The sequence below is a fragment of the Hoeflea sp. AS16 genome, assembly GCF_038900095.1.
GTDB lineage: Bacteria > Pseudomonadota > Alphaproteobacteria > Rhizobiales > Rhizobiaceae > Hoeflea.
Genome location: NZ_JBBMQQ010000010.1, coordinates 53364 through 75740, shown reverse-complemented (window position 1 = coordinate 75740; position 22377 = coordinate 53364). Strand labels below are relative to the sequence as shown.

Below are 22377 nucleotides of genomic sequence, written 5' to 3'. Positions count from 1 at the left end.
CGTCAAACAGGGTATATGGAGACCGGAACATGGCCAGGCGGGTGGCAAATGGTCACGTTTCCAATCGGGATCGAAGAAACCATTTTACAATTATACAATAAATGTCAAGTTGTTTAGCATGAGCGAGCGCGAACAAAAAATACTGGATGCCGCAATTGACGTGTTCTCGCGCTATGGCGTGCGCAAGGCGACGATGGGCGATATCGCCGAGCAGGCCGGCATTTCACGGCCGACGCTGTATGCGCGGTTTTCCAACAAGGACGAGGTCATGGCGGCAGCGATGCAGCTGATCTCCGACCGGGTCGTCGAAGAGGTGACGCAAGCCTGGCGCTCTGCGGCCAGCATCAGCGAGCGGATCGATATCTTTCTCGATTGCGCCATCGTGAGGTTTTTCGACCAGATCAAGCAGATGCCGGATTCCAGTGATCTCATGGTCAGCTACTGGGATCAGGGAACCGAGGCCCAGCGGAAGGTCGAGCAAGGCAAGATCGATCTGCTGGCAGGGCTTTTCGAGAGGCACACGGAGGCGCTCGCGGTAAAGGGCAGCAGCCCGGAGCGGCTTGCGGAGTTCTTTTATGCCAGCTCGTCGAGCTTCAAGTTTACCGCCCACGATGCCGCGCATCTCGAAAGCCTGCTTGCGACGTTGAAGCAGTGCACGATGGTGATGCTGGGTGAAGCCTGACCGGTCGTGTCGATTGCGGTCTCGTGCAAGCCGGGGCCGTTGATCCACGTCAATGCGGCGATCCGCTGTTTTGCGCACATTGGGGCTCGGTTGCCTCTCCTCCTGTGCTGAAGGAAACAGACATGGCTTTCTCGATCAGATCCGTTTTGCTCGTCCTGTCGCTGACAGGCTTTGCCGCCCTGGCAAGCGGTCCGGCATCGGCGGGCGACTGCACCGGATTTGTCGTCGGGGTCAAACCGATCAGCCAGTACAACCACGCCCGCGGCAACGGCTTTCTGGCCGTTCGCACGGGGCCGGGATCGAGCTACCAGCAGACTGGCGAAGTCTACCGGGGTGACGAAGTGTCGGTCTATGACCGGCGCGGCAACTGGTATGCGATCACCTGCATGTCGGGACAATGCATGCGGCCATTGTGGGGAACGCCAATGCCATCCGGCTGGGTGTCGCGCAAATACATCGATGCGGCCGGTGTTTGCCCCTGAGCGCAGCGGCCTGATTTGACACCAGGCGGAGTGGCCGCCTGAGCGGTCCCGACCCTGCTAGCAGCACTGCGGGTGCGGCGGTGGCTTGGACAATCCCCGACATGACGATGAACCCCGGCACGAAGCGGGCGGCAGTTTTCGCCGCTGCTTGCGGCCGTTCACACTCTGTCCACCATTCCTAACCCTTCGTTAATCTTGACAGGATATTAATGGGTCAAACTCGAGTGGCGGAGGGGAGTGGTTCCCATTGACGCCCATGGTGGCCCATGTTATCCCAAATGCCCAAGATCAGCAGGCGGGCATCCGCCGTTTCATCCAAATCCGGACTGCGGTTCCAGCCAGGAACCGCGCAGGCGGTCCTCGCCGCCCAGAGTCCTGCATGCGCGATGAAATGGAGGCGAAGCGGAGGGTCGATGGAGTGGGGCCAACAGGCGGAAGCGGCGGTACAGAGTCATGAACCGGTTCCTGTCGAATGCGACAAACAGGATCGACGCGAAGGGACGGGTATCCGTGCCATCGATGTTTCGGGCTGTGCTGGCGCGATCGGCGGTCGAAGAGCTCTACGCCTGGCAGGATTTCGTGTTTCCGGCGGTCTCGATGGCCGGGCCGGAGGTGCTCGAGCGCTTCGAGCGGATGATCGGGTCGCAGGACCCGTTCTCTGCGGAAGCCAACAAGATGTCGCTGCTCATTCATGGCGGCGGGGTATTCATGAAGCTCGACGGCGAGGGACGGCTTCTGGTGACGGATTTTATCCGCGATTTCACGGGCATCACCGACAAGGTGACGTTCGCGGGGCGGGGCGATCATTTTCAGCTCTGGGAGCCGACGGCATTCGAGGAAATGCAGTCGCAAGCCCGGAAAGAACGGACGGCCATTTCCTGACCGTCCGCAACGGATGGAGAAACGGAATGGCGGCGGACATGGGCGAGGGTGAAACTGACGTCCAAGGCGGACCTGTCCGCCACATTCCGGTTCTTCTCCGCGAGGTTCTGGCGGCACTCGCACCTGCATCGGGCGAAACCATAGTCGACGGTACTTTCGGCGCGGGCGGTTATACCGCCGCCATTCTCGATGCCGGTGCCGAGGTCATCGCCTTTGACCGCGACCCCGATGCGATTGCAGCCGGAGCTGCAATGGTCGAGGCTTCGGGCGGCAAGCTCAAGCTCATTCATGCGAAGTTTTCCGAATTGCTCGATCATGTCGAGGAGGCAAGCCTTGATGGTGTGGTGCTCGATATCGGCGTCTCGTCGATGCAGATCGATGAAGCCGAGCGTGGCTTTTCGTTCATGCGCGACGGACCGCTCGACATGCGCATGGGGCAATCGGGTGTCAGCGCCGCCGATGTGGTCAACCGGGCCAAGCCATCCGACATGACCCGTATTTTCGGCATCCTGGGTGAGGAACGCAAAGCGGGACGGATCGCGCGCGCCATCGAGGCGGAGCGGCAGAAGGCGCCGTTTGAGACCACCCGGCAACTGGCGGGGCTGATCGAGAAGGTTTCGCCGCGGCGGCCGCAGGACAAGATCCATCCGGCGACACGGGTGTTCCAGGCGCTCAGGACCTACGTCAATGACGAGCTTGGCGAACTCGCCCGCACGCTGTTTGCCGCCGAACGGGCGCTCAAGCCCGGCGGGCGGCTGGTGGTGGTCAGTTTTCATTCGCTCGAAGACCGCATCGTCAAACGCTTCTTCCAGGACCGCGCCGGCAAGGCATCAGGCTCGCGGCATCTGCCGATGGTGGCCGAGCGGCAATCCACGTTTACGCTGATCGGCAAGCAGCCGCTGACGGCGGGCGAGGAGGAATGCGCGATCAATCCGCGCTCGCGGTCGGCCAAATTGCGCGCCGGCCTGCGCACAACAGCGCCTGCCGGAAAAACCGACGCCGATATTCTTCCCGTCCCCAACCTTGCCGCGCTTGCGGCGCTCGGAGGCTGAGCCATGTTGCGAACTCTCGACCTGGTGCTTGTTGGCGCGATGATCGCCGCCGCCACAGTGACCTACCAGATCAAGCACGCAGCCGAGGAAAAGCTGGCCCAGGTGCGTGAGCTGCAGGCCGAGATCAAACTGCAGGAAGAAACCATCGACCTGCTGGAAGCCGACTGGAGCCTGCTCAATCAGCCCTCGCGGCTGCAGCGCCTTTCGACAGCCTTCGAGGCCGAACTCGGATTGAAACCGATAGCGCCGGAACAAATGGCCGAGCCGGATGAACTGCCCGGGCGGGCAAGCGACTTCGAACCGCAAGTGGCGGACGGTGCAACCGATGCGGAACTGACGACGGGGTCTGTGCAGCGATGAAAAATCTGGGAACGCTTATCTCCGGGCTCAAGCCAGCCAACAACGCCGCAGGTGGCCGTGGCCGCACACCGCTCGAATTCGAGGGCGTGCGCAAGGCGCAGGGCACGCAGGCCAAGAACCGCATCATCATCGCCATTGCCTGTTTCGGGGTGTTCTACTCGGTTATCGGGGCGCGGCTGGTGCAATATGGAATGCGCTCGCCGGAAACGGTTTCCTCGATTGTACGTGCCGACCAGTTGCTGATTTCACGGCCGGACCTGCTCGACCGCAATGGCGAGGTGCTGGCCACCGACATCCGCACGGTGTCGCTGTTTGCCGAGCCCAACAAGATTGTCGATCCGGACGAGGCGGTCGAATTGCTTGCCACGGTTCTGCCCGATCTCGACATGCGCGGCATTCACCGCAAACTGTCTTCCAATTCGCGGTTTCAGTGGCTCAGGCGGCAGCTGACGCCCAAGCAGCAAAGCCAGATCCTTGCGCTCGGCATTCCCGGCATCGGCTTCCGGCCGGAAACACGGCGTTTCTATCCCGGCGGGCCGACGGCGTCGCATGTTGTCGGCCACGTCAACATCGACAACAAGGGCATTGCCGGGATGGAGAAATATGTCGACGGGCAGGGGCTCGGTGACCTGGCTGCGGCGGGGCTGACGGTCAACGAGGACATGAAGCCGGTGCGGCTGTCGCTCGATCTGAGGGTGCAGCACGTGCTGCGCGACGAGCTTGCCGCCGCGATGGACCGCTACAAGGCCATTGCTGCCGCCGGAGTGGTGCTCAACGTGCATACCGGCGAAGTGATCGGCATGTCGTCGCTGCCGGACTACGACCCGAACAACCCGGTGGAAGCGTTGGAAAAAGACCGGCTCAACCGGATGTCGGCGGGCACCTACGAGATGGGGTCGACCTTCAAGGCCTTCACAACGGCGATGGCGCTTGATTCCGGGCTGGTGAAGATGTCCGATTCATTCGATGCCCGGGGGGCAATCCGCATCGGCGGTTTCACCATCAAGGACTTTCACGGCAAGAACCGGGTGCTCAGCGTGCCGGAGATCTTCATCTATTCCTCCAATATCGGAACTGCCCGGATGGCCGATCTCGTCGGTATCCCCGGGCACAAGGAGTTTCTCACCCGTTTGGGCCTGCTGACCCGGATGCAGACAGAATTGCCTGAAGTCGCCACACCGCACCAGCCGGCGGAATGGAAGAAGATCAATTCTATCACCATCTCCTTCGGGCATGGCGTGTCGACAACACCGCTGCAGACGGCGGTTGCCGCGGCGGCGCTGATGAATGGCGGCAAGCTGATCGAGCCGACCTTCCTGCCGCGCACCGTCGAGGAAGCCGACAAGGTTGCCGTCCAGGTGATCAAGCCATCGACCAGCGACAGCATGCGCGAGCTGATGAAACTCAATGTCGCCAAAGGGTCGGGACGCCGTGCGGAAGTCGAGGGATTTCGTGTTGGCGGCAAGACCGGCACGGCGGAAAAAGTGGTCAATGGGCGCTATTCATCTGCCGTGCGTTTCAACGCCTTTCTCTCGGCATTCCCGATCGACAACCCCGATTATGTGGTGCTGGTTGTCATCGACGAGCCGAAGCCGGAGGAGGGCGCGCATTCGGCCACGGCGGGTCTTAATGCGGCCCCCATGGTTAGCGCCATCATTCGCCGGTCCGCAGCCTTCCTCGGCGTCCGGCCGCGGTTTGGAAATGACACGCAGGCATTGTCGCTGTCATACTGAAAACACAAGTGGCGGGCAGGGCTTCGCTGATATTAGAGTGAACCGGGTTTTGCCACAGCAATGAAAGACCAGAGCATTTCATGAAACTGTCCGCCTTGATCGCCGCCCTGTCTCCCGGATCTCTTGCGGTGCCGCAAGCAGCCGATACCGGGCTTCCGGTTACCGGACTGACCGCCGACAGCCGGATGGTCGAGCCGGGCAACCTGTTTTTCGCACTTGCAGGCGTGAAGACCGATGGCGCGCGGTTTGCCGCCCAGGCCGCGTCCCGGGGTGCCATGGCGATCGTTGCCGGCCGTGATGCAGATCTTGCGGACATCGCACTTCCCGTGCTGCGGGCGGATGATCCGCGGCTGGCGCTGGCGCGCATGGCGGCAGCCTTTTTCGGACCACAGCCGCGGGTGATGGCTGCCGTGACCGGGACCGCCGGCAAGACTTCCGTTGCTTCGTTCCTGCGCCAGATCTGGACCCATGCCGGCGAACAGGCAGCGATGCTCGGCACCACCGGGGTGGTGGCGCCCGGACGTACGGAATACGGCACGCTGACGACGCCGGACCCGGTTGCGCTGCACCGGCTGCTGGCAGAGCTTGCCAGCGAAGGTGTGACCCATGCCGCGATGGAGGCGTCCAGCCACGGGCTTGACCAGCGCCGGCTCGACGGCGTGGCGCTGAGCGTCGCGGGTTTTACCAATCTGGGCCGCGACCACATGGACTATCACCCGACCATGGAAGACTACATGGCGGCCAAGATGCGGCTGTTCGATACGCTTTTGCCCAAGGGCGGACCGGCGGTGATCTTTGCTGACGACCGCTGGTCGGACAAGGCCGTCGAGGTGGCCGAACGGGCCGGTGCGCGTGTGCTGACGGTTGGCCGCAAGGGCGGTTTCCTCAACCTCAAGCGGGTTGAGCATCTGCGCGACAAGCAGGTTGCCGAAGTTCACATGGACGGGCGGATTTTCGAGGTGCATCTGCCGCTGGCGGGCGATTTCCAGATCGCCAACGCGCTTGTCGCCGCCGGCATGGCAATCGCCAGCGGAACATCGGCAGACAAGGCTATGGCAGCGCTTGACCATCTTTCCGGCGCATCGGGGCGGCTCGAGCTGATCGGCTCCACGCCCCAGGGTGCGCCGACCTATGTCGATTACGCGCACAAGCCGGAAGCACTGGAAAACGTGCTGGAGGCCGTGCGGCCTTTTACCACCGGACGGGTGATCGTGGCGTTTGGCTGCGGTGGCGACCGGGACCGCGGCAAGCGGCCGATCATGGGCGAAATCGCGACGCGGCTTGCCGATGTGGTTATCGTTACCGATGACAATCCCCGCTCGGAAGACCCGGCCGCGATCCGCTCCGAAATCATGGCTGCGGCCAAGGGCGCGACGGAGATCGGTGACCGGGCGGCGGCGATCCGTCAGGCGGTCGGAATGCTTGACGCCGGCGACACTCTCATTGTTGCCGGCAAGGGGCATGAAGAGGGACAGACCATCGGCGACAAGGTGCTGCCGTTCTCCGACCATGCCGAAATTCGCAAGGCACTGGAGGAGCTCAAGGCATGACCCTGCTGTGGACCTCGCAAGAGATGATCGAAGCGATGGACGGGCGTCCGGTCGGCGCCCTGCCGGATGGCGTGACCGGAATTTCCATCGACAGCCGGACCGTGGGCGAAGGTGACGCCTTCTTCGCGATCAAGGGCGACCGGTTCGACGGGCATGATTTTGCCAGTGTGGCTGTGGCCAACGGGGCAAGCCTGCTGGTCGTGTCGGAATCGAAATTGCCCGCACTTGGCCGGCTGACCGCGCCGATGATCGTGGTCAATGACGTACTGGCCGCTCTAGAGGATCTGGGACGCGCCTCACGGGCCCGCTCGGAGGCGCGAATTATTGCCGTGACCGGCTCGGTGGGCAAAACCTCGAGCAAGGAAATGTTGCGCCAGGCGCTGGAGCCGAGCGGCGAGGTGCATGCCTCGGTTGCTTCGTTCAACAATCACTGGGGCGTTCCGCTGACGCTGGCGCGGATGCCCGCGAGCACAGCCTACGGCGTGTTCGAGATCGGCATGAACCATCCCGGCGAAATCCGGCCGCTGGTAAAGATGGTACAGCCGCACATTGCCATCATCACGACGGTTGCCGCAGCCCATATGGGCAATTTCAAGAACCTGACCGAAATCGCGGCGGCAAAATCCGAGATCATGGAAGGGCTGACCGAGGATGGTCACATTCTGCTCAACCGTGACAACGAGAAATACAGCTTGCTGAAAAAGCGAGCAGGAGAACTCGGCGTCAGCCATGTTCATTCCTTCGGCGAAAACGCCAAGGCCGACTTCCGGCTGCTCAAATGCAAGCTGTTGCCCGACTGCTCGACGATTACCGCCAGGATCGGCCCTGAAGATCTGGCTGCCAAGATCGGCGCGCCGGGCCGGCATCAGGTGCAGAACGCGCTGGCGGTGCTTGGCACCGTGCAGCTTGCCGGGGCGAACCTTGCCAAGGCAGTGCATGCGCTTGCCCGGCTTTCGGCTGAAAAGGGCCGCGGTGCACGGCACGAGTTGAAGATTGATGGCGGCAGCTTCTCGCTGATCGACGAAAGCTACAATGCAAATCCGGCCTCGATGCGCGCTGCTCTCGAGCTGATGCGCGACACGCCGGTGCGGCTCAGGGGACGGCGGATCGCGGTGCTTGGCGACATGCTGGAAATGGGCCGCTTTTCCGAACAGGTGCACCGCGATCTGGCCGGGCCTGTAAAGGATGCGGGCGCCGATCTGGTCTGTCTCGCCGGTCCGGAAATGCGGGCGCTGCGCGATGAGCTGGGAACAGACATCGAGACCGTCTACAGGGACGAAGCCACCGAACTGGCCGAGTATCTCAAGACGGTTTTGAGAGATGGCGATGTGGTGATGGTCAAGTCATCGCTCGGCATTGGCTTCGGCCGTATTGTTAAGGCATTGCTTGACAACTATCCGGTGCTGTCTGACAGCAGCACTCAAGATTAAACGGCTCGGGGACCGAAATCATGCTCATCTGGTTGGTGGATCTGGCGGACAAGGTCCAGTTTTTCAATCTTTTCAGGTACATCACCTTCAGGACCGGTGCCGCGATGTTTACCGCGGCGCTGATCGTGTTTCTGTTCGGACCTCGAATCATCGCCTCACTGAAGGTGCGGCAGGGCCGGGGACAGCCAATTCGCGCTGACGGACCGCAAACCCATTTCCTCAAGGCCGGCACGCCGACCATGGGCGGCTTGATGATCCTGGCAGGCATTGTCGGCTCGTCGCTGCTGTGGGCTGATCTGTCGAGTGTTTACGTGGTCACCACGCTGCTGGTGACGCTCGGATTTGGCGCAATCGGCTTTTACGATGACTATCTGAAAGTGACCAAGCAGAGCGACAAGGGCTTTTCGGGCAAGGCTCGGCTGGGGATCGAGTTCATTATCGCCGGGCTGGCGGTGTACTTCATCATGCAGGCCTCGATGGCGGCGCCGACGATCAACGGGTCGACCTTCGGCTCCTCGATCGCGTTTCCGTTCTTCAAAGATCTGTTGCTGGATCTGGGCTGGTTCTTCATCGTCTTCGGCGCTTTCGTGATCGTCTCGGCCGGCAACGCCGTCAACCTCACGGACGGTCTCGACGGGCTGGCGATCGTGCCGGTGATGATCGCCGCGGCCTCGTTCGGCGCCATCGCCTATCTGGCGGGCAACGCGGTGTTTGCCAATTACCTGCAGATCCATTTCGTGCCCGGCACCGGCGAGCTGGCAGTGATCCTCGGCGCGGTGATCGGCGCCGGTCTCGGGTTCCTGTGGTTCAACGCGCCGCCGGCGGCAATCTTCATGGGCGACACCGGCTCGCTGGCGCTCGGCGGGCTGATCGGCACTGTCGCTGTCGCCACCAAGCACGAGATCGTCATGGCGATCATCGGTGGCCTGTTCGTGATCGAAGCGCTGTCGGTGATCATTCAGGTCGGCTGGTTCAAGCTGACCGGCAAGCGGGTGTTCCTGATGGCGCCGATCCACCATCATTTCGAAAAACTGGGATGGACCGAGAGTCAGGTTGTGGTCCGGTTCTGGATCATCTCGGTCGGGCTGGCGATGATCGGTCTCGCGACGCTGAAGTTGAGGTGATCGATGATCGCGGCGTCGACATTTCGCGGCAGACGCGTGGCGCTCTTCGGACTGGGGGGCTCGGGCCTCGCCACCGCAAGATCGCTGTTGGCCGGCGGGGCCGACGTCTCGGCATGGGATGACAATCCGGCCCAGGTTGACGCAGCAAGAGCCGAGGGAATTCCCGTCGCCGATCTGCGCGGCCTGGACTGGGCGTCGCTTCACACGCTGGTGCTGGCGCCGGGCGTACCGCTGACGCATCCGAAGTCGCACTGGACGGTGGAGCTGGCAACAAGCCACGGTGTCGAGATCATCGGCGATGTCGAAATCTTCGTGCGCGAGCGGCGGGCGCATGCGCCCAAAAGCCCGTTCATCGCGATCACCGGTACCAACGGCAAATCCACCACCACGGCGCTGATTGCGCACCTGATTGCGCACAGCGGCCGGGATGCGCAGCTGGGCGGCAATATCGGCACTGCGGTGCTGACACTGGCGCCGCCTGCGGCCGACCGGGTTCACGTTGTCGAGTGCTCGTCCTACCAGATCGATCTGGCACCCTCGCTCGACCCGAGCGCCGGGCTGCTGCTCAACCTGACCCCGGATCATCTCGACCGGCACGGCTCGATGCAGCACTACGCAGACGTCAAGGCGCGGCTTGTGGCGCAGAGCGACGTGGCGATCATCGGTGTCGATGACGACTGGTGCCGCGGCATAGCCGACAGGCTGGAAAGCCAGGGCCGGACGGTCGAACGGATTTCCAAGGATCATCCGCTGAGTGAAGGCCTGTTTGCAGAAGGATCGCTGATCCGCCGGGCAAAGGGCGGCACGGTTGATGATCTGGCGGACCTGGGCGGAATTGCCACGCTTCGCGGTGCGCACAATGCACAAAACGCTGCTGCCGCCATCGCTGCCTGTCTGGCTGTCGGATTGAGCGCGGACGAAATCCGCGCTGGCCTTGCCGTCTTTCCCGGTCTCAAGCACCGGATGCAACCGGTGGCACGGCGGGGGCGGGTTGTCTTCGTCAATGATTCAAAGGCGACCAATGCCGAAGCCGCAGCGCCGGCGCTGCAGAGCTTCGAGCACATCTACTGGATCGCCGGCGGCTTGCCGAAAGAGGGTGGCATTGCCGCATTGGAGCCTTTCTTTCCACGTATTGCCAAGGCCTATCTGATCGGGGAAGCGGCGGCCGGTTTTGCCGCGACCATTGGAGCGCATGCGCCGTTTGAAATTTCAGACACGCTGGACAACGCAGTGGCGTCAGCAGCGCGCGACGCGGCATCGGATGCGGCAGAGATGCCAGCGGTTTTGTTGTCGCCTGCCTGCGCAAGCTTCGATCAGTACCGCAATTTTGAGGTCAGGGGAGACGCGTTTGTCAGCCTGGTGTCGGGTTTGAGTGATATCGACATGCTCATCGATGTTGAAAACAATGGAGAACACCATGGTTAGCCGCGTCGAACGTGGACCGGTCGCAGACTGGTTCTGGACCATCGATCGTCTCTTCCTGGCGGCCTTTGTCGCGCTGATGGGGATCGGTCTGATGCTGTCGTTTGCCGCCAGCCCGGCGGTGGCCGAGCGGCTGGGGCTCGACAGTTTTCATTTCGTCGAGCGTCATGGCTTCTATCTGCTTCCGGCGCTGGGGGTGATGGTGGGTGTGTCCTTCATGAGCCCGCGGCTGGTGCGCCGCACGGCATTGCTGCTGCTGGTCGCATCCATCCTGATGATGATCATGGCGTTGTTTTTCGGCGTCGAGATCAAGGGATCACGGCGCTGGGTTTCGATTTTCGGGCTCTCGGTCCAGCCATCCGAGTTCATGAAGCCGGCCTTCGTGGTGATCTGTGCCTGGCTGTTTTCGGAGCGCTCGCGGCATCCCGAAATTCCAGGCAACCTGTTTGCCATCATCCTGTTCGGCATTGTGGCGGCGCTGCTTGTCGCCCAACCTGACCTGGGCCAGACCATGCTGACGGCAGCGGTCTGGGGCGGCATGTTTTTCATGGCGGGGATGTCCTGGTTCTGGATTTCGCTGCTTGGCGGCTTCGCCATTGCCGGGTTCATCTCCGCCTATTTCATGTTCCCGCATGTGGCCGAGCGCATCAACGGCTTCCTGTTCGGCGAAGGCGACAGCTTCCAGGTCGATACTGCGCGCGAGGCGATCATCCGCGGCGACTGGCTGGGCCAGGGGCCGGGCGAGGGCACGATCAAGCGGATCCTGCCAGACAGCCACACCGACTTCGTTTTCTCCGTTGCGGCCGAGGAATTCGGCATCATCTTCTGCATGGTTCTGGTGGCGCTGTTCGGGTTCGTGGTCATCCGCGGGCTCATCCGGGCCGGCCAGGAACAGGATGACTTCACCCGCCTGGCGGTTGCCGGCCTGTCGTTGCTGATCGGCTTCCAGTCGTTCATCAATATCGGCGTCAATCTCGAATTGCTTCCGGCCAAAGGCATGACGCTGCCGCTGATTTCCTATGGCGGGTCGTCGATGATCGCGGTCTCGATCACGGCAGGTTTCGTGCTGGCCCTGACCCGGCGCAGGCCGGAAAGCAGGGCCCAGCCACGCACCGTCTACCGGCCCGTGGCGAGCGTGGCGGCGGAATAGAGCGATGGCAAAGAGCAAGCTTTTTCTGCTGTCGGCGGGCGGCACCGGCGGGCATCTGTTTCCGGCCGAGGCGCTGGCACATGAGCTGACGTCGCGCGGGCACCGGGTGCACCTGGTCACCGATAGCCGCGCCGAGCGGTTTTCCGGCAAGTTTCCGGCATCCGAGATCCATGTTGTGCGCTCGGCCACGATAGGCTCGAAAAACCCGGTCAAGGTGATCAAGGCGCTGTGGACCCTGTTCAAGGGGGTGCGGGAAGCCGGTGCGCTGATCCGCAGGATCCGGCCCGATGCGGTGATCGGGTTTGGCGGTTATCCGACGATCCCGCCGCTGCTGGCGGCATCGAATGCCGGATTGCCGACGATGCTGCATGAACAGAACGCGGTGATGGGGCGGGCCAACAAGGCGCTGGCCTCGCGGGTCAAGGCCATCGCCGGCGGGTTCCTGCCCGAGGGCACGGGCAGATATGCGGACAAGACCGTGATCACCGGCAATCCGGTGCGCCCGGAAGTCATCGCCGCTGCGGCCATTCCCTATGTGCCTTCGGTTGACGGCGAGCCGTTCCGGCTGGTGGTGTTCGGCGGCAGCCAGGGTGCGCAATTCTTTTCCGACACGATTCCCTCGGCGATCGCCTTGCTGCCTGATGAGTTGCGCGCGCGGCTGGAACTCACCCAGCAGGCGCGGCCCGAGGATGAAGCCCATGTCCGCGAACGGCTCGAGGAGCTGGGCGTCAAGGCCGAGGTGTCGCCATTCTTCACCGACATGGCGGCGCGTATCGGGGCTGCGCATCTGGTGGTTTCGCGCTCCGGCGCCTCGACGGTATCTGAAATCGCGGTGATTGGCCGGTCGGCCATTCTGGTGCCCTATCCGTTTGCGCTCGACCATGACCAGGCCGCCAATGCACAGGCTCTCATGGCCAAGGGTGGCGCCAGCGTGGTCAAGCAATCGGAGCTGACCGCACAGGTTCTCTCCAACATGATCGCCGACCGCATGAACGATCCCGCCGGGCTGGCATCGACTGCCGCTGCCGCCCAGGCCACGGGAAAACCTGATGCCGCGCGCTTGCTTGCCAATCTGGCAGAAGCTATTGCGGAGGGCGTCAGTGTAGATCAATTCAGGAGTTCGCCCGCATGAAGATGCCACAAACTATCGGCCTGGTGCATTTTGTCGGCATCGGCGGCATCGGCATGAGCGGCATTGCCGAGGTTCTCAACAATCTCGGCTACAAGGTGCAGGGCTCTGACCAGTCCGAAAGCGCCAATGTGCAGCGGCTGCGCGACAAGGGCATCGAGGTGCATATCGGCCATTCCGCCGCCAATCTCGGAGACGCGGAAGTCGTTGTGGTCTCGACCGCGATCAAGAAGAACAATCCGGAGCTGATGGCTGCCCGCGAGCGGCTTTTGCCGGTGGTGCGCCGGGCCGAAATGCTGGCCGAACTGATGCGGTTCCGCAACGCGATTGCGATTGGCGGCACCCACGGCAAGACCACGACAACCTCGATGGTGGCGACGCTTCTGGAAGCAGGCGGACTTGATCCGACGGTGATCAATGGCGGCATCATCAACGCCTACGGCACCAATGCCCGCATGGGTGAGGGCGAGTGGATGGTGGTGGAAGCCGACGAGAGCGACGGCACGTTCCTCAAGCTGCCTGCCGATATTGCGGTCGTCACCAATATCGATCCGGAACACCTTGATCATTACGGCACCTTCGATGCCGTGCGCGCAGCCTTCCGGCAGTTCGTCGAGAATGTGCCGTTTTACGGCTTCGGGGTGATGTGCCTCGACCATCCGGAAGTGCAGGCGCTGGTCAGCCGCATCGAGGACCGCCGGGTCATCACCTATGGTGAAAACCCGCAGTCGGACGTGCGCTATTCCAATCACCGCATGGACGGACCGGTTTCGGTGTTCGATGTGGTGATCCACAGCCGCAAGTCGGGCGAGACGGTCGAGCTCAAGGATCTGCGGTTGCCGATGCCGGGCAAGCACAATGTCTCCAATGCGGTTGCGGCGATTGCCGTTGCCAGTGAACTGGGGCTGACGCCGGATCAGATCGCCAAGGGCCTGGGGCAGTTTGGCGGGGTCAAGCGCCGCTTTACCAACACCGGCAGCTGGAACGGCGTCGAGGTGTTTGACGATTACGGCCACCATCCGGTCGAGATCAAGGCGGTGCTGTCTGCTGCCCGTGATGCCTGCCCGGGCCGGGTGATTGCTGTTGCCCAGCCGCATCGCTATTCGCGGCTTGAAAGCCTGTTCGATGATTTTTCCGCCTGTTTTAACGACGCCAACACGGTGATCATGGCGCCGGTCTATGCGGCCGGGGAAGATCCGATCGAAGGTATTGATTCCGCGCATCTGGTCTCAAGCATGAAGGCTGGCGGCCATCGCGACGCACGGCTGATCGACGGACCGTCGGCGCTGGCGCCGCTGATCGCCGAGATCGCCAAGCCGGGCGATTACGTTGTCTGTCTCGGGGCCGGCACGATCACGCAATGGGCCAACCAGTTACCCAAGGAACTCAATGCGCTCAAGCCTCAGGCCGGGGGCGGTGCATGAAGCCGCTGCAGGTCGATGGCGAAAAGCTGCTGGCATCGCTTGACGGCAAGCTCGGCGATGTCCGGGGCCGGATGACGCCGAATGCGGAGATGTCAAAGGTGACATGGTTCCGGACCGGCGGGCCGGCGGAACTTCTGTTTCAGCCGCTTGACGAGGATGATCTCTCGGCTTTTCTTGCAGCGCTTCCCGAGGACGTTCCGGTGCTTCCGGTCGGCATCGGCTCCAACCTGCTGGTGCGTGATGGCGGCATTCCGGGCGTTGTGATCCGCCTGTCGGCCAAGGGGTTTGGACGCGCGGAGCAGGTGTCGGACACGCGGCTTGCGGCGGGTGCGGTCTGCCCGGACAAGCATCTGGCGGCGCTGGCGCTCGAGACCGGGCTTGGCGGGTTTCATTTCTACCACGGGATTCCCGGCGCCATCGGCGGCGCCCTGCGCATGAATGCCGGGGCCAACGGGGTGGAAACCCGCGAACGGGTTGTCGAAGTTCATGCCATCGACCGCAAGGGCGGGCGGCATGTGCTGTCGAACGCCGACATGGGCTATGCCTACCGGCATTCCTCGGCGCCGAAGGACCTGATCTTCACCCGCGCGATTTTCGAAGGCATGCCGGCCGACAAGACCGAGATCCGTGAAGCCATGGACGCGGTTCAGCATCACCGCGAGACGGTGCAGCCGATCCGCGAGAAGACCGGCGGCTCGACCTTCAAGAACCCCGAGGGCAGTTCAGCCTGGAAGGAAATCGACAAGGCCGGCTGCCGCGGCTTGACCGTTGGCGGGGCGCAGATGTCGCCGATGCACTGTAATTTCATGATCAACACCGGCACGGCTTCGGGCTACGAGCTCGAAAACCTTGGCGAAACCGTGCGTGCACGGGTGCTCGAGAGTTCGGGCGTCAGGCTCGAATGGGAGATCAAGCGGCTGGGGCTGTTCGAGCCGGAGCAGGTGGTGCAGGAATTTCTAGGTCAGATGGTTTGATACAATCGCCGAGTGTACGACGCGCACCCGGCACTTCCGGCGGTTTCACCGGAAACGCTTAATGGAAACAAATTCTTAACGCGGCATGCCTAAAACCTGCCTGGTGAAGGGGAGTGGTTTCATGGGCAGCGTTATCCGCGGGTGGATTGTCGACCAGCTGTTTTTCGGCGGATTTGCCAGCTACCGCGACATTTGCCGCAAGGCCGTCTGGGTGGCGTGCAAGGTGGCACTGGTGGCCTATGGCCTCAATCTTGGAGCCCATTTCCTGCTTTACGCGTTCGACCTGCTTCCCTACGGGCTTGGTTCGGCGCTGATCATCGCCACGGTTCTGACACCACCCATTACATTCATCCTTGCCGTGCTTGCCTATGTTCCGGTCGGGTTTGCGATCCATGATCTTGGCGTGTCGCGGACGGAGTTCGAACGGTTGAGCCGGACCGACATGCTGTCCGGGCTTGCCAACCGCCGTGCGTTTCTCGACCAGTTCGACCGCTGCGACCAGGACAAGGCGATGCTGGTGCTCGACCTCGACCAGTTCAAGTTCATCAATGACACTTACGGGCACCTCGCCGGGGACGCAGTGATTGCCAAGGTTGGCGAGGCGCTTGCGAAGGTGTTCCCCGACACGTGCACATGTGCACGGATCGGCGGCGAGGAGTTTGCGGTGTTCTGCCGGGACATGCCTTTCGGCGAATTTGCAGCGCTTGGCGAGATCGCCCGCCGGCGGATTGCCGGCATGCGGATCGAAGCCGATGACGCCGGGTTTTCCGTCACCGTTTCGGGAGGGGTGGCCCGGGCATTGCCGGAAGAGAAATTCGGAGAGGTGTTTTCACGCGCCGACAAGGCGCTTTATGCGGCCAAGACCGGCGGACGCGACCAGATCGTGCTTTGCTACGAGACGGGTAACATTGGCGACGTGAGGCCTGCGCCCCGCAGCAAGATCGCCTGAGCCTTTGTCGGCTGACATTGTCAGAGAGCAGGGGTGATGTCGCAAAAACGGACGGAACGCATTTGCGCGCGTTTCGAAGCGGGGAGCACATTGACCGGGCGTATCTTCAGCGGTTTCGGTTTGAAGAGGTGGTGTTGAGTTTCCTGTTGGTGTTGAAAATCTCGGTGCTTGGGGGGGGCGTCGCGTTTTACGCAGACTGGCTCAATGGTTCCTGTTCGGCCCGGGCCCTGTCCTGATCCAGAATCATGCGCACAGCATCTTCCGCGCTCATCGGCCTGCCGTAAAGGTATCCCTGGATCAGGTCGGGTCCGAGCTTGCCCAGAATGTCCATTTCATCCTGGGTCTCGACACCTTCGAGAACACAGCGCAAATCCAGCTTGCGGCACAAGCCGATCACACCGGCAACAATCTCCTTCGACGTAACGCTGTGAGGCACCTTGCGGACGAAGCTGCGGTCGATCTTGACCTTGTCGAGCGGCAATTGGTCGAGATACTCGAAGCTCGAATACCCCGAACCGAAGTCATCCAGCGCAATCTTGCAGCCACTGGCCCGCAATTGATCGAGAAGGGCCCGTGATTTTTCAAGGTCAGACATGACCGCAGTTTCGGTGATCTCGAATTCCAGACGGCTTGGCGAGATGCCGGACTCCATGATCTGGGTGAGCAGGGACAGAATGAAGGTATGGCTTGAAATGTCCTGTGCAGACAGGTTGAAGGACAGGCTGATGTCACTTGGCCATGCAGCCAGCTCGGCGAGGCCTTTCTTGAACAGGATTTCCGTAACCTTGCGGATGTGGCCTGAGCGTTCTGCCGCACGAATGAACAGGTCGGGACGCACCAGTCCGAGTTTGGGGCTCTGCCAGCGGGCAAGGGCTTCGAAACTGACGACGCGTTTGTGGACGGGCGAGTATTGTGGCTGAAACAGCAGGAACAGTTCTTTTTCGAGATCGCCTTCGCGCAGCTCGCGCTCTATTTCGATGGCCTGTTTCATTTCCTCGTCTTCGGCCGTGTCAAACAGCACGCACTGGCCGCGGTTGTGGATCTTGGCCTTGTAAAGCGCGAAATCGGCTTTCTCGTAGAGCTGGGCGCTGGAAACGCCCATGCTGGGGAAATGGGAAAAACCGGCCGAGGCGCCGACTGCGAGTTGCATGAGTTCAACCGGGTAGGGACGGCTGATCGCCTCGATGGTGCAGTTGCCAAGAAACCCGATCTTGTCTTCGTTCAGGTGCCCGGGGAAGATGGCGATGAACTCATCGCCGCCGATCCGGCCGAATGTTGCGCCGTCAAAATCGAGTTCGGTGGCCCGGGCGACTACGGCGCGCAGCAGGCTGTCCCCGATGATATGCCCATACACGTCGTTGATGGCCTTGAAGCCGTCGAGATCGAATATTCCCATCCAGAAGGGGCGTCCCTGTTCGACCAGGTAGTCGATCTTCTGAAACATGGCGCGCCGGTTGGGAATGCCGGTCAACATGTCGGTGTCGGCCAGCCGCCTGGCCTTGGAAGCCAGTTCGTCGGCCAGCAGGCGTGCGTCGATTTGCCGAAGGATGGCTTTGCGCAGCAGCGAAGCCATGCTGAAAGAGGCGAAGGCGGTGGCCACGCCGATAGAGAGATACTGGGTGAAGACCTGGTGCGAAAGGCCGGAGGCGAACCAGTAAAGCGTTGCCAGGGAGAGGAACACGCTGATCAACGTGCCTCTCAGCGTTACGCCGGTTGTCGAGAATACAACCGCCATCAAGGCGAAATAGACCAGCTTGGATTGCTCAAAATGGATCATGAAGTAGCTCAGTACGTTCATGTACATGAGCAGGTTCATGAACAGGCCTGCCAGCTCCAGCCGCTGCAGCGACATCGAGTGTTCGGCAAGGCCGTAGCGTCTGAGCAGGTAGTAGCTGAGAGCCGTGACCGCGCTGATGGATCCGAGTATTGCCAGCGTCAGGCCGGTTTCATCCTGCCAATGGCTCCAGGTTATGAACACGTAGTAGGCGCAGCCCGGGACCAGAATGGCGCGCAGGATTGGGGCATAGGCGTTGGCCATGGCCTGTTGCCGCAACGGATCGACTGAAGCGATGTATTTGCCGAGCAGCTTTGTCATTCTCATGCTTATGCTTCTCTCAGGTCGGCGATTTCAGGGTGACGATCATGTTTTCGGTGTGGCCACACCATGTTGTTGTGGAGTAATGGCGCAGGTTGCTGCTTGCGCAACGAGCTCCACAAATCCATTTCCAGTGAACGGACAAATATACAGGGATGGCCAAGGCCGGATCTTGATCGCGAGTTCAATCATGAGCTGCATTCAGGCACTTGTTTCACCTGAAAGCATAGGTGAGAAGCGTTAACGTAGTGTTCTGGGTTGAACCGCTGAACGGGCTTGCCAGTGGTAATTTAGCAAGAAGACAGATAATGGTTTTTTATGGTAAACAAGATGACTAGATGCGGCGATACTTGGTTTATGGAGAAGCCGCTGTCTGGTCATTGCTTCCGGGCATCCGGATTGCTGATGGTACAACGATCTCCGTAACGGGCATGATGCCCACCGCACCCCATTGCCTCGTTTAAGCCATGCTGCCCGACTGTGTCCACAATCGGCGGGCATCAGGCAGGTTGCATCGGGACGGATGTGTCGTGTTTGCAAGGTGTTGCGCCGCTCTGGGCGTGGTTCGGGACGGTTTGGCGCAATCTTCGTTTTGTATCTTGAGGGGTAATGTGCCGGATTGTGCGCCCGATTTGGCGCTGGGCACTGTTTGAACGGGAAGGCTGCGAAATGCCGGTGGGAAGGCCACATGGCATCGGACACGCTTCGATATGAGGAAATGGTATGATCGCTGACACATCGAAAAAGCACGTGGCCGTGCTCATGGGCGGGTTCTCTTCCGAGCGTCCGGTCAGCCTCTCCTCGGGAACGGCCTGCGCCGATGCACTGGAAAGCGCGGGCTACCAGGTCACCCGTGTCGATGTGACTCCGGACGTCGCCTCGGTCCTGGCGGAGCTGAAGCCCGATGTCTGCTTCAATGCGCTGCATGGCCCCTATGGCGAAGACGGCACCATCCAGGGTGTCCTGGAATATCTCGGAATTCCCTATACCCATTCCGGTGTCACCGCATCGGCGCTGGCGATGGACAAGCGGCTGTCGAAGATCGTTGCCAAGGCGGTCGGCATCCCGGTGGCGGAATCGAAGGTGATGAACCGGCACGATTTCACCTCGGCGCATCCGATGGCGCCGCCCTACGTGGTCAAGCCGGTCAACGAAGGGTCGAGCTTCGGTGTTGTCATCGTCAGCGAGGGGCAGTCGCATCCACCGCAGGTGATCACCTCGAAAGACTGGAAATACGGCGATACGGTCATGGTCGAGCGTTACGTCGCGGGACGGGAGCTGACCTGCACGATCATGGGCGATGTGGCGCTGGCGGTGACCGAGATAGTGCCGCAAGGACACAGCTTCTACGATTATGACTCTAAATACGTCGCCGGGGGCTCCAAACACGTTTGTCCGGCAGAAATTTCACCAATTGTTTACCAAAAAATACGTAGGTTGGCTTTGAAGGCGCATCAAGCGATCGGCTGTCGCGGCGTGAGCAGGTCCGATTTCCGTTATGATGACCGTTTCTCCGAAGAAGGAGAGGTCATCTGGCTCGAAGTCAACACCCAGCCCGGCATGACACCGACATCCTTGGCGCCAGAAATGGCCCTGCAGGCGGGTCATTCGTTTGAAGAATTTGTCAGCTGGATGGTGGAGGACGCTTCGTGTCGTCGATAACAGGAAACAAGGGCAGAGCCGCTTCGGCGGCAAACGCGCCGGGACGTGAAACGTTCTCCGGCGCGTTTGTTCTGCCACGTTTCCTGCGGCGTCCGGCGCGCTATGCGAAGGCGCTGGCCACCGGCCGTGTCAGCATTCGTCCGCATGCCGGCTCGGTCGCGGCATTGGCATTCTTTGCCGCCACCGGCCTTTATGGCATGGCGCTGGGCGGCCATACCCAAACGGTGACGCAGGCCGTGACCACGAGTGCTGGCTTTGCGCTCGAGGACGTGCATGTCAGCGGCAATGTCGAGACATCCGACATCGATATCCTGCAGCAGCTCGGGCTCGACGGTTCGACTTCGGTCGTGGCGATTGATGCCCATGCGGCGCGTGAAAAGCTGATCGAGCTGCCCTGGGTCATCGATGCCCAGGTACAGAAAATCTACCCGCGCGGGCTCTCGGTCCGGCTGACGGAACGTGAACCGGTGGGCATCTGGCAGCATGGCGACATGCTCTCGCTGATCGATGCGCGCGGCGATGTGATTGCACCGCTCAACGGCGCCCGCCATGCCGAGTTGCCGCTCTATGTTGGCCTGGGCGCCGACCGCCATGCCGACGAACTCGAAGCCCGGCTTCTGTTTTACCCCGAGCTGCGCGCCCGGGTGAAGGCCGCGATCCGCATCGCCGACCGGCGCTGGGACCTGCGGCTCGACAATGGCGTGACGCTGAGCCTGCCTGCGGACGATGTCGGTGCTGCGCTGAAGCGTTTTGCCGAGTTCGACGGCGGTCGCGATGTGCTGTCGCGCGATATCACCGCTGTCGACCTTCGCCTCGAGGACCGGGTAACGCTGCGTCTGAGCGAAGCGTCGTATGAACGCCGCAAGCAGGCGCTCGAAGCGCGAGCCAAGCTGATCAAGGCGGGGAAAAAGTCGTGAGTCTGTTCCGCCCCTCTTCCATGTTGCCCCGGCTCAAGCCGCTTTCGTCGAAGCGCGTCAGCATAGTCACGGTGCTTGATATCGGCTCGTCGAAGGTGGTCTGCATGATCGGCCGGCTGACGCCGGTCGAGGGCGCCGAAGTGTTGTCGGGACGCACCCACAGCGTTGAAATTCTCGGTATCGGTCACCAGAAGTCGCGCGGGCTGAAAGCCGGTGTGATATCCGACATGGATGCGGTCGAGAACTCGGTGCGTCTCGCTGTTGACGGGGCCGAACGGATGGCAGGCGTGACGGTCGAGAGCCTGATCGTCAATGTCACCGCCGGACGGCTGAAGAGCGAAACCCATTCGGCGTCGGTCAATCTGGGCGGCCACGAGATCGCTTCGGGCGACCTGGCCAAGGTGGTCAATGCCGCCACCCGGCAGAGCCAGCTCAACGAGCGCGCCATCCTGCATTCGCTGCCGTCGAGCTACACGCTTGATGGCGAGCGCGGCATCCGTGATCCGGCCGGCATGTATGGCGACCTGCTTGGCGTCGACATGCATGTGCTGACGGCTGACCGGGCGCCTTTGAAAAATCTCGAACTGTCGATCAACCGGGCGCATCTGACCGTCGAGGCGATGGTGGCAACACCTTATGCATCCGGGCTTGCTGCACTTGTTTCCGACGAAGCCGAAATGGGGTGCGCCGCCATAGACATGGGCGGCGGCACCACCACGATCTCGGTGTTTTCCGAAGGCAAGCTGGTTTACGCCGATGCGATCGCGCTCGGTGGCCATCATGTGACCATGGATCTTGCCCGCGGTCTTTCGACCCGGCTCGACGATGCCGAGCGCATCAAGGTCGTGCACGGTTCGGCGCTGCCGCAGGCGAGCGAAGACCGTGACGTGATCTCGATCCCGCCCTTTGGCGAGGACGAGCGTGATCTGCCGACCCACGTGCCGCGCGGGCTTGTCTCGCGCATCGTGCGCGCCCGGGTCGAGGAAACACTGGAAATGCTGCGCGACCGGATCCAGCAATCGGGCTACGGCCCGCTTGTCGGCAAGCGCGTGGTGCTGACCGGCGGTGCCAGCCAGATGACCGGCCTGTCAGAAGCAGCCCGGCGGATTCTGGCGCGCAACGTGCGCATCGGACGGCCGCTCGGGGTCTCGGGACTGCCGGCCTCGGCAAAGGGGCCGACATTCTCAACGGCGGTGGGGCTGATGATCTATCCCCAGGTCGCCCATCTTGAATCACACGGCGCGGGCGAGGGCGGCTTTGCCGTCATGGCCGGTGCTGGCGGCCGCCTGTCCCGCATGGGGCAGTGGCTTAAAGAGAGTTTTTGAATTCACAGAATTGGCCGACGCGGCGGTGCGGCCAT

At 61.8% G+C, this 22377-nt stretch carries 19 protein-coding genes; 18 read left to right on the top strand and 1 reads right to left on the bottom strand.

Annotation, left to right across the window (positions count from 1 at the left end; genetic code table 11):
* The first annotated feature begins 118 nt into the window (after positions 1-118).
* The 15 genes from WNY80_RS19535 to WNY80_RS19465 all read left to right on the top strand — a co-directional run bounded on the left by WNY80_RS19535 (position 119) and on the right by WNY80_RS19465 (position 16343).
* Positions 119-682, top strand: a complete 564-nt coding sequence (locus WNY80_RS19535; RefSeq protein WP_342889081.1) for a helix-turn-helix domain-containing protein — start codon at positions 119-121, stop codon at positions 680-682.
* A gap of 122 nt (positions 683-804) precedes the next feature.
* Positions 805-1164 carry an SH3 domain-containing protein gene (locus WNY80_RS19530; RefSeq protein ID WP_342889080.1) on the top strand — a complete coding sequence of 120 codons (360 nt, stop codon included), beginning with the start codon at positions 805-807 and terminating at the stop codon, positions 1162-1164.
* 453 nt (positions 1165-1617) lie between these two features.
* Positions 1618-2046 carry a division/cell wall cluster transcriptional repressor MraZ gene (gene mraZ / locus WNY80_RS19525; protein ID WP_342889079.1) on the top strand — a complete coding sequence of 143 codons (429 nt, stop codon included), beginning with the start codon at positions 1618-1620 and terminating at the stop codon, positions 2044-2046.
* A 26-nt stretch (positions 2047-2072) separates the two neighbouring features.
* Complete coding sequence (gene rsmH, locus WNY80_RS19520; RefSeq protein WP_342889078.1) at positions 2073-3098, top strand: 16S rRNA (cytosine(1402)-N(4))-methyltransferase RsmH; 1026 nt, start codon at positions 2073-2075, stop codon at positions 3096-3098.
* Positions 3099-3101: 3 nt separating this feature from the next.
* Positions 3102-3458 carry a hypothetical protein gene (locus WNY80_RS19515; protein ID WP_342889077.1) on the top strand — a complete coding sequence of 119 codons (357 nt, stop codon included), beginning with the start codon at positions 3102-3104 and terminating at the stop codon, positions 3456-3458.
* Complete coding sequence (locus tag WNY80_RS19510) at positions 3455-5191, top strand: penicillin-binding protein 2 (RefSeq protein ID WP_342889076.1); 1737 nt, start codon at positions 3455-3457, stop codon at positions 5189-5191. The genes WNY80_RS19515 and WNY80_RS19510 overlap by 4 nt, the downstream gene beginning before the upstream one ends.
* Positions 5192-5271: 80 nt before the next feature.
* Positions 5272-6741 (top strand): UDP-N-acetylmuramoyl-L-alanyl-D-glutamate--2,6-diaminopimelate ligase, encoded by a 1470-nt coding sequence (locus WNY80_RS19505; RefSeq protein WP_342889075.1) that lies wholly within the window; start codon positions 5272-5274, stop codon positions 6739-6741.
* Positions 6738-8171 (top strand): UDP-N-acetylmuramoylalanyl-D-glutamyl-2,6-diaminopimelate--D-alanyl-D-alanine ligase, encoded by a 1434-nt coding sequence (locus WNY80_RS19500; protein WP_342889074.1) that lies wholly within the window; start codon positions 6738-6740, stop codon positions 8169-8171. The genes WNY80_RS19505 and WNY80_RS19500 overlap by 4 nt, the downstream gene beginning before the upstream one ends.
* Positions 8172-8191: 20 nt before the next feature.
* Complete coding sequence (mraY, locus tag WNY80_RS19495; RefSeq protein WP_342889073.1) at positions 8192-9295, top strand: phospho-N-acetylmuramoyl-pentapeptide-transferase; 1104 nt, start codon at positions 8192-8194, stop codon at positions 9293-9295.
* A 3-nt stretch (positions 9296-9298) separates the two neighbouring features.
* Entirely contained in the window at positions 9299-10720 is a 1422-nt protein-coding gene (murD, locus tag WNY80_RS19490) for a UDP-N-acetylmuramoyl-L-alanine--D-glutamate ligase (protein WP_342889072.1), read from the top strand.
* Positions 10713-11867 carry a putative lipid II flippase FtsW gene (gene ftsW / locus WNY80_RS19485; RefSeq protein ID WP_342889071.1) on the top strand — a complete coding sequence of 385 codons (1155 nt, stop codon included), beginning with the start codon at positions 10713-10715 and terminating at the stop codon, positions 11865-11867. The genes murD and ftsW overlap by 8 nt, the downstream gene beginning before the upstream one ends.
* Before the next feature lie 4 nt (positions 11868-11871).
* A complete protein-coding gene (gene murG / locus WNY80_RS19480) occupies positions 11872-12999 on the top strand; it encodes an undecaprenyldiphospho-muramoylpentapeptide beta-N-acetylglucosaminyltransferase (protein ID WP_342889070.1) in 1128 nt (375 codons plus the stop codon).
* Positions 12996-14420, top strand: coding sequence for a UDP-N-acetylmuramate--L-alanine ligase (gene murC / locus WNY80_RS19475; protein ID WP_342889069.1), 1425 nt, complete (start codon positions 12996-12998; stop codon positions 14418-14420). Before murG ends, murC begins: the two co-directional genes overlap by 4 nt.
* A gap of 5 nt (positions 14421-14425) precedes the next feature.
* A complete protein-coding gene (murB, locus tag WNY80_RS19470; protein WP_342889171.1) occupies positions 14426-15394 on the top strand; it encodes a UDP-N-acetylmuramate dehydrogenase in 969 nt (322 codons plus the stop codon).
* A gap of 121 nt (positions 15395-15515) precedes the next feature.
* Positions 15516-16343: a GGDEF domain-containing protein gene (locus WNY80_RS19465; RefSeq protein ID WP_342889068.1), complete on the top strand. Its 828-nt coding sequence runs from the start codon at positions 15516-15518 to the stop codon at positions 16341-16343.
* Positions 16344-16530: 187 nt separating this feature from the next.
* Here the strand turns inward: WNY80_RS19465 and WNY80_RS19460 are convergent, their stop codons facing one another.
* A complete protein-coding gene (locus WNY80_RS19460; protein ID WP_342889067.1) occupies positions 16531-18444 on the bottom strand; it encodes an EAL domain-containing protein in 1914 nt (637 codons plus the stop codon).
* A gap of 717 nt (positions 18445-19161) precedes the next feature.
* Here WNY80_RS19460 and WNY80_RS19455 point away from each other — a divergent pair.
* From WNY80_RS19455 to ftsA, 3 genes are read left to right on the top strand one after another with little or no spacing between them, the layout of a single operon-like run.
* Positions 19162-20100 (top strand): D-alanine--D-alanine ligase, encoded by a 939-nt coding sequence (locus tag WNY80_RS19455; protein ID WP_342889066.1) that lies wholly within the window; start codon positions 19162-19164, stop codon positions 20098-20100.
* Positions 20088-21017: a cell division protein FtsQ/DivIB gene (locus WNY80_RS19450; RefSeq protein WP_342889065.1), complete on the top strand. Its 930-nt coding sequence runs from the start codon at positions 20088-20090 to the stop codon at positions 21015-21017. Before WNY80_RS19455 ends, WNY80_RS19450 begins: the two co-directional genes overlap by 13 nt.
* Positions 21014-22342 (top strand): cell division protein FtsA, encoded by a 1329-nt coding sequence (gene ftsA / locus WNY80_RS19445; RefSeq protein WP_342889064.1) that lies wholly within the window; start codon positions 21014-21016, stop codon positions 22340-22342. Before WNY80_RS19450 ends, ftsA begins: the two co-directional genes overlap by 4 nt.
* The last annotated feature ends 35 nt before the right edge of the window (positions 22343-22377 follow it).

What these genes read in the sequence shown, in the direction of transcription:
- WNY80_RS19535 (WP_342889081.1), top strand. Translation starts at nt 119, where the DNA reads ATGAGCGAGCGCGAACAAAAAATACTGGATGCCGCAATTGACGTGTTC.
- WNY80_RS19530 (WP_342889080.1), top strand. Translation starts at nt 805, where the DNA reads ATGGCTTTCTCGATCAGATCCGTTTTGCTCGTCCTGTCGCTGACAGGC.
- mraZ (WP_342889079.1), top strand. Translation starts at nt 1,618, where the DNA reads ATGAACCGGTTCCTGTCGAATGCGACAAACAGGATCGACGCGAAGGGA.
- rsmH (WP_342889078.1), top strand. Translation starts at nt 2,073, where the DNA reads ATGGCGGCGGACATGGGCGAGGGTGAAACTGACGTCCAAGGCGGACCT.
- WNY80_RS19515 (WP_342889077.1), top strand. Translation starts at nt 3,102, where the DNA reads ATGTTGCGAACTCTCGACCTGGTGCTTGTTGGCGCGATGATCGCCGCC.
- WNY80_RS19510 (WP_342889076.1), top strand. Translation starts at nt 3,455, where the DNA reads ATGAAAAATCTGGGAACGCTTATCTCCGGGCTCAAGCCAGCCAACAAC.
- WNY80_RS19505 (WP_342889075.1), top strand. Translation starts at nt 5,272, where the DNA reads ATGAAACTGTCCGCCTTGATCGCCGCCCTGTCTCCCGGATCTCTTGCG.
- WNY80_RS19500 (WP_342889074.1), top strand. Translation starts at nt 6,738, where the DNA reads ATGACCCTGCTGTGGACCTCGCAAGAGATGATCGAAGCGATGGACGGG.
- mraY (WP_342889073.1), top strand. Translation starts at nt 8,192, where the DNA reads ATGCTCATCTGGTTGGTGGATCTGGCGGACAAGGTCCAGTTTTTCAAT.
- murD (WP_342889072.1), top strand. Translation starts at nt 9,299, where the DNA reads ATGATCGCGGCGTCGACATTTCGCGGCAGACGCGTGGCGCTCTTCGGA.
- ftsW (WP_342889071.1), top strand. Translation starts at nt 10,713, where the DNA reads ATGGTTAGCCGCGTCGAACGTGGACCGGTCGCAGACTGGTTCTGGACC.
- murG (WP_342889070.1), top strand. Translation starts at nt 11,872, where the DNA reads ATGGCAAAGAGCAAGCTTTTTCTGCTGTCGGCGGGCGGCACCGGCGGG.
- murC (WP_342889069.1), top strand. Translation starts at nt 12,996, where the DNA reads ATGAAGATGCCACAAACTATCGGCCTGGTGCATTTTGTCGGCATCGGC.
- WNY80_RS19465 (WP_342889068.1), top strand. Translation starts at nt 15,516, where the DNA reads ATGGGCAGCGTTATCCGCGGGTGGATTGTCGACCAGCTGTTTTTCGGC.
- WNY80_RS19460 (WP_342889067.1), bottom strand. Translation starts at nt 18,444, where the DNA reads ATGAGAATGACAAAGCTGCTCGGCAAATACATCGCTTCAGTCGATCCG.
- WNY80_RS19455 (WP_342889066.1), top strand. Translation starts at nt 19,162, where the DNA reads ATGATCGCTGACACATCGAAAAAGCACGTGGCCGTGCTCATGGGCGGG.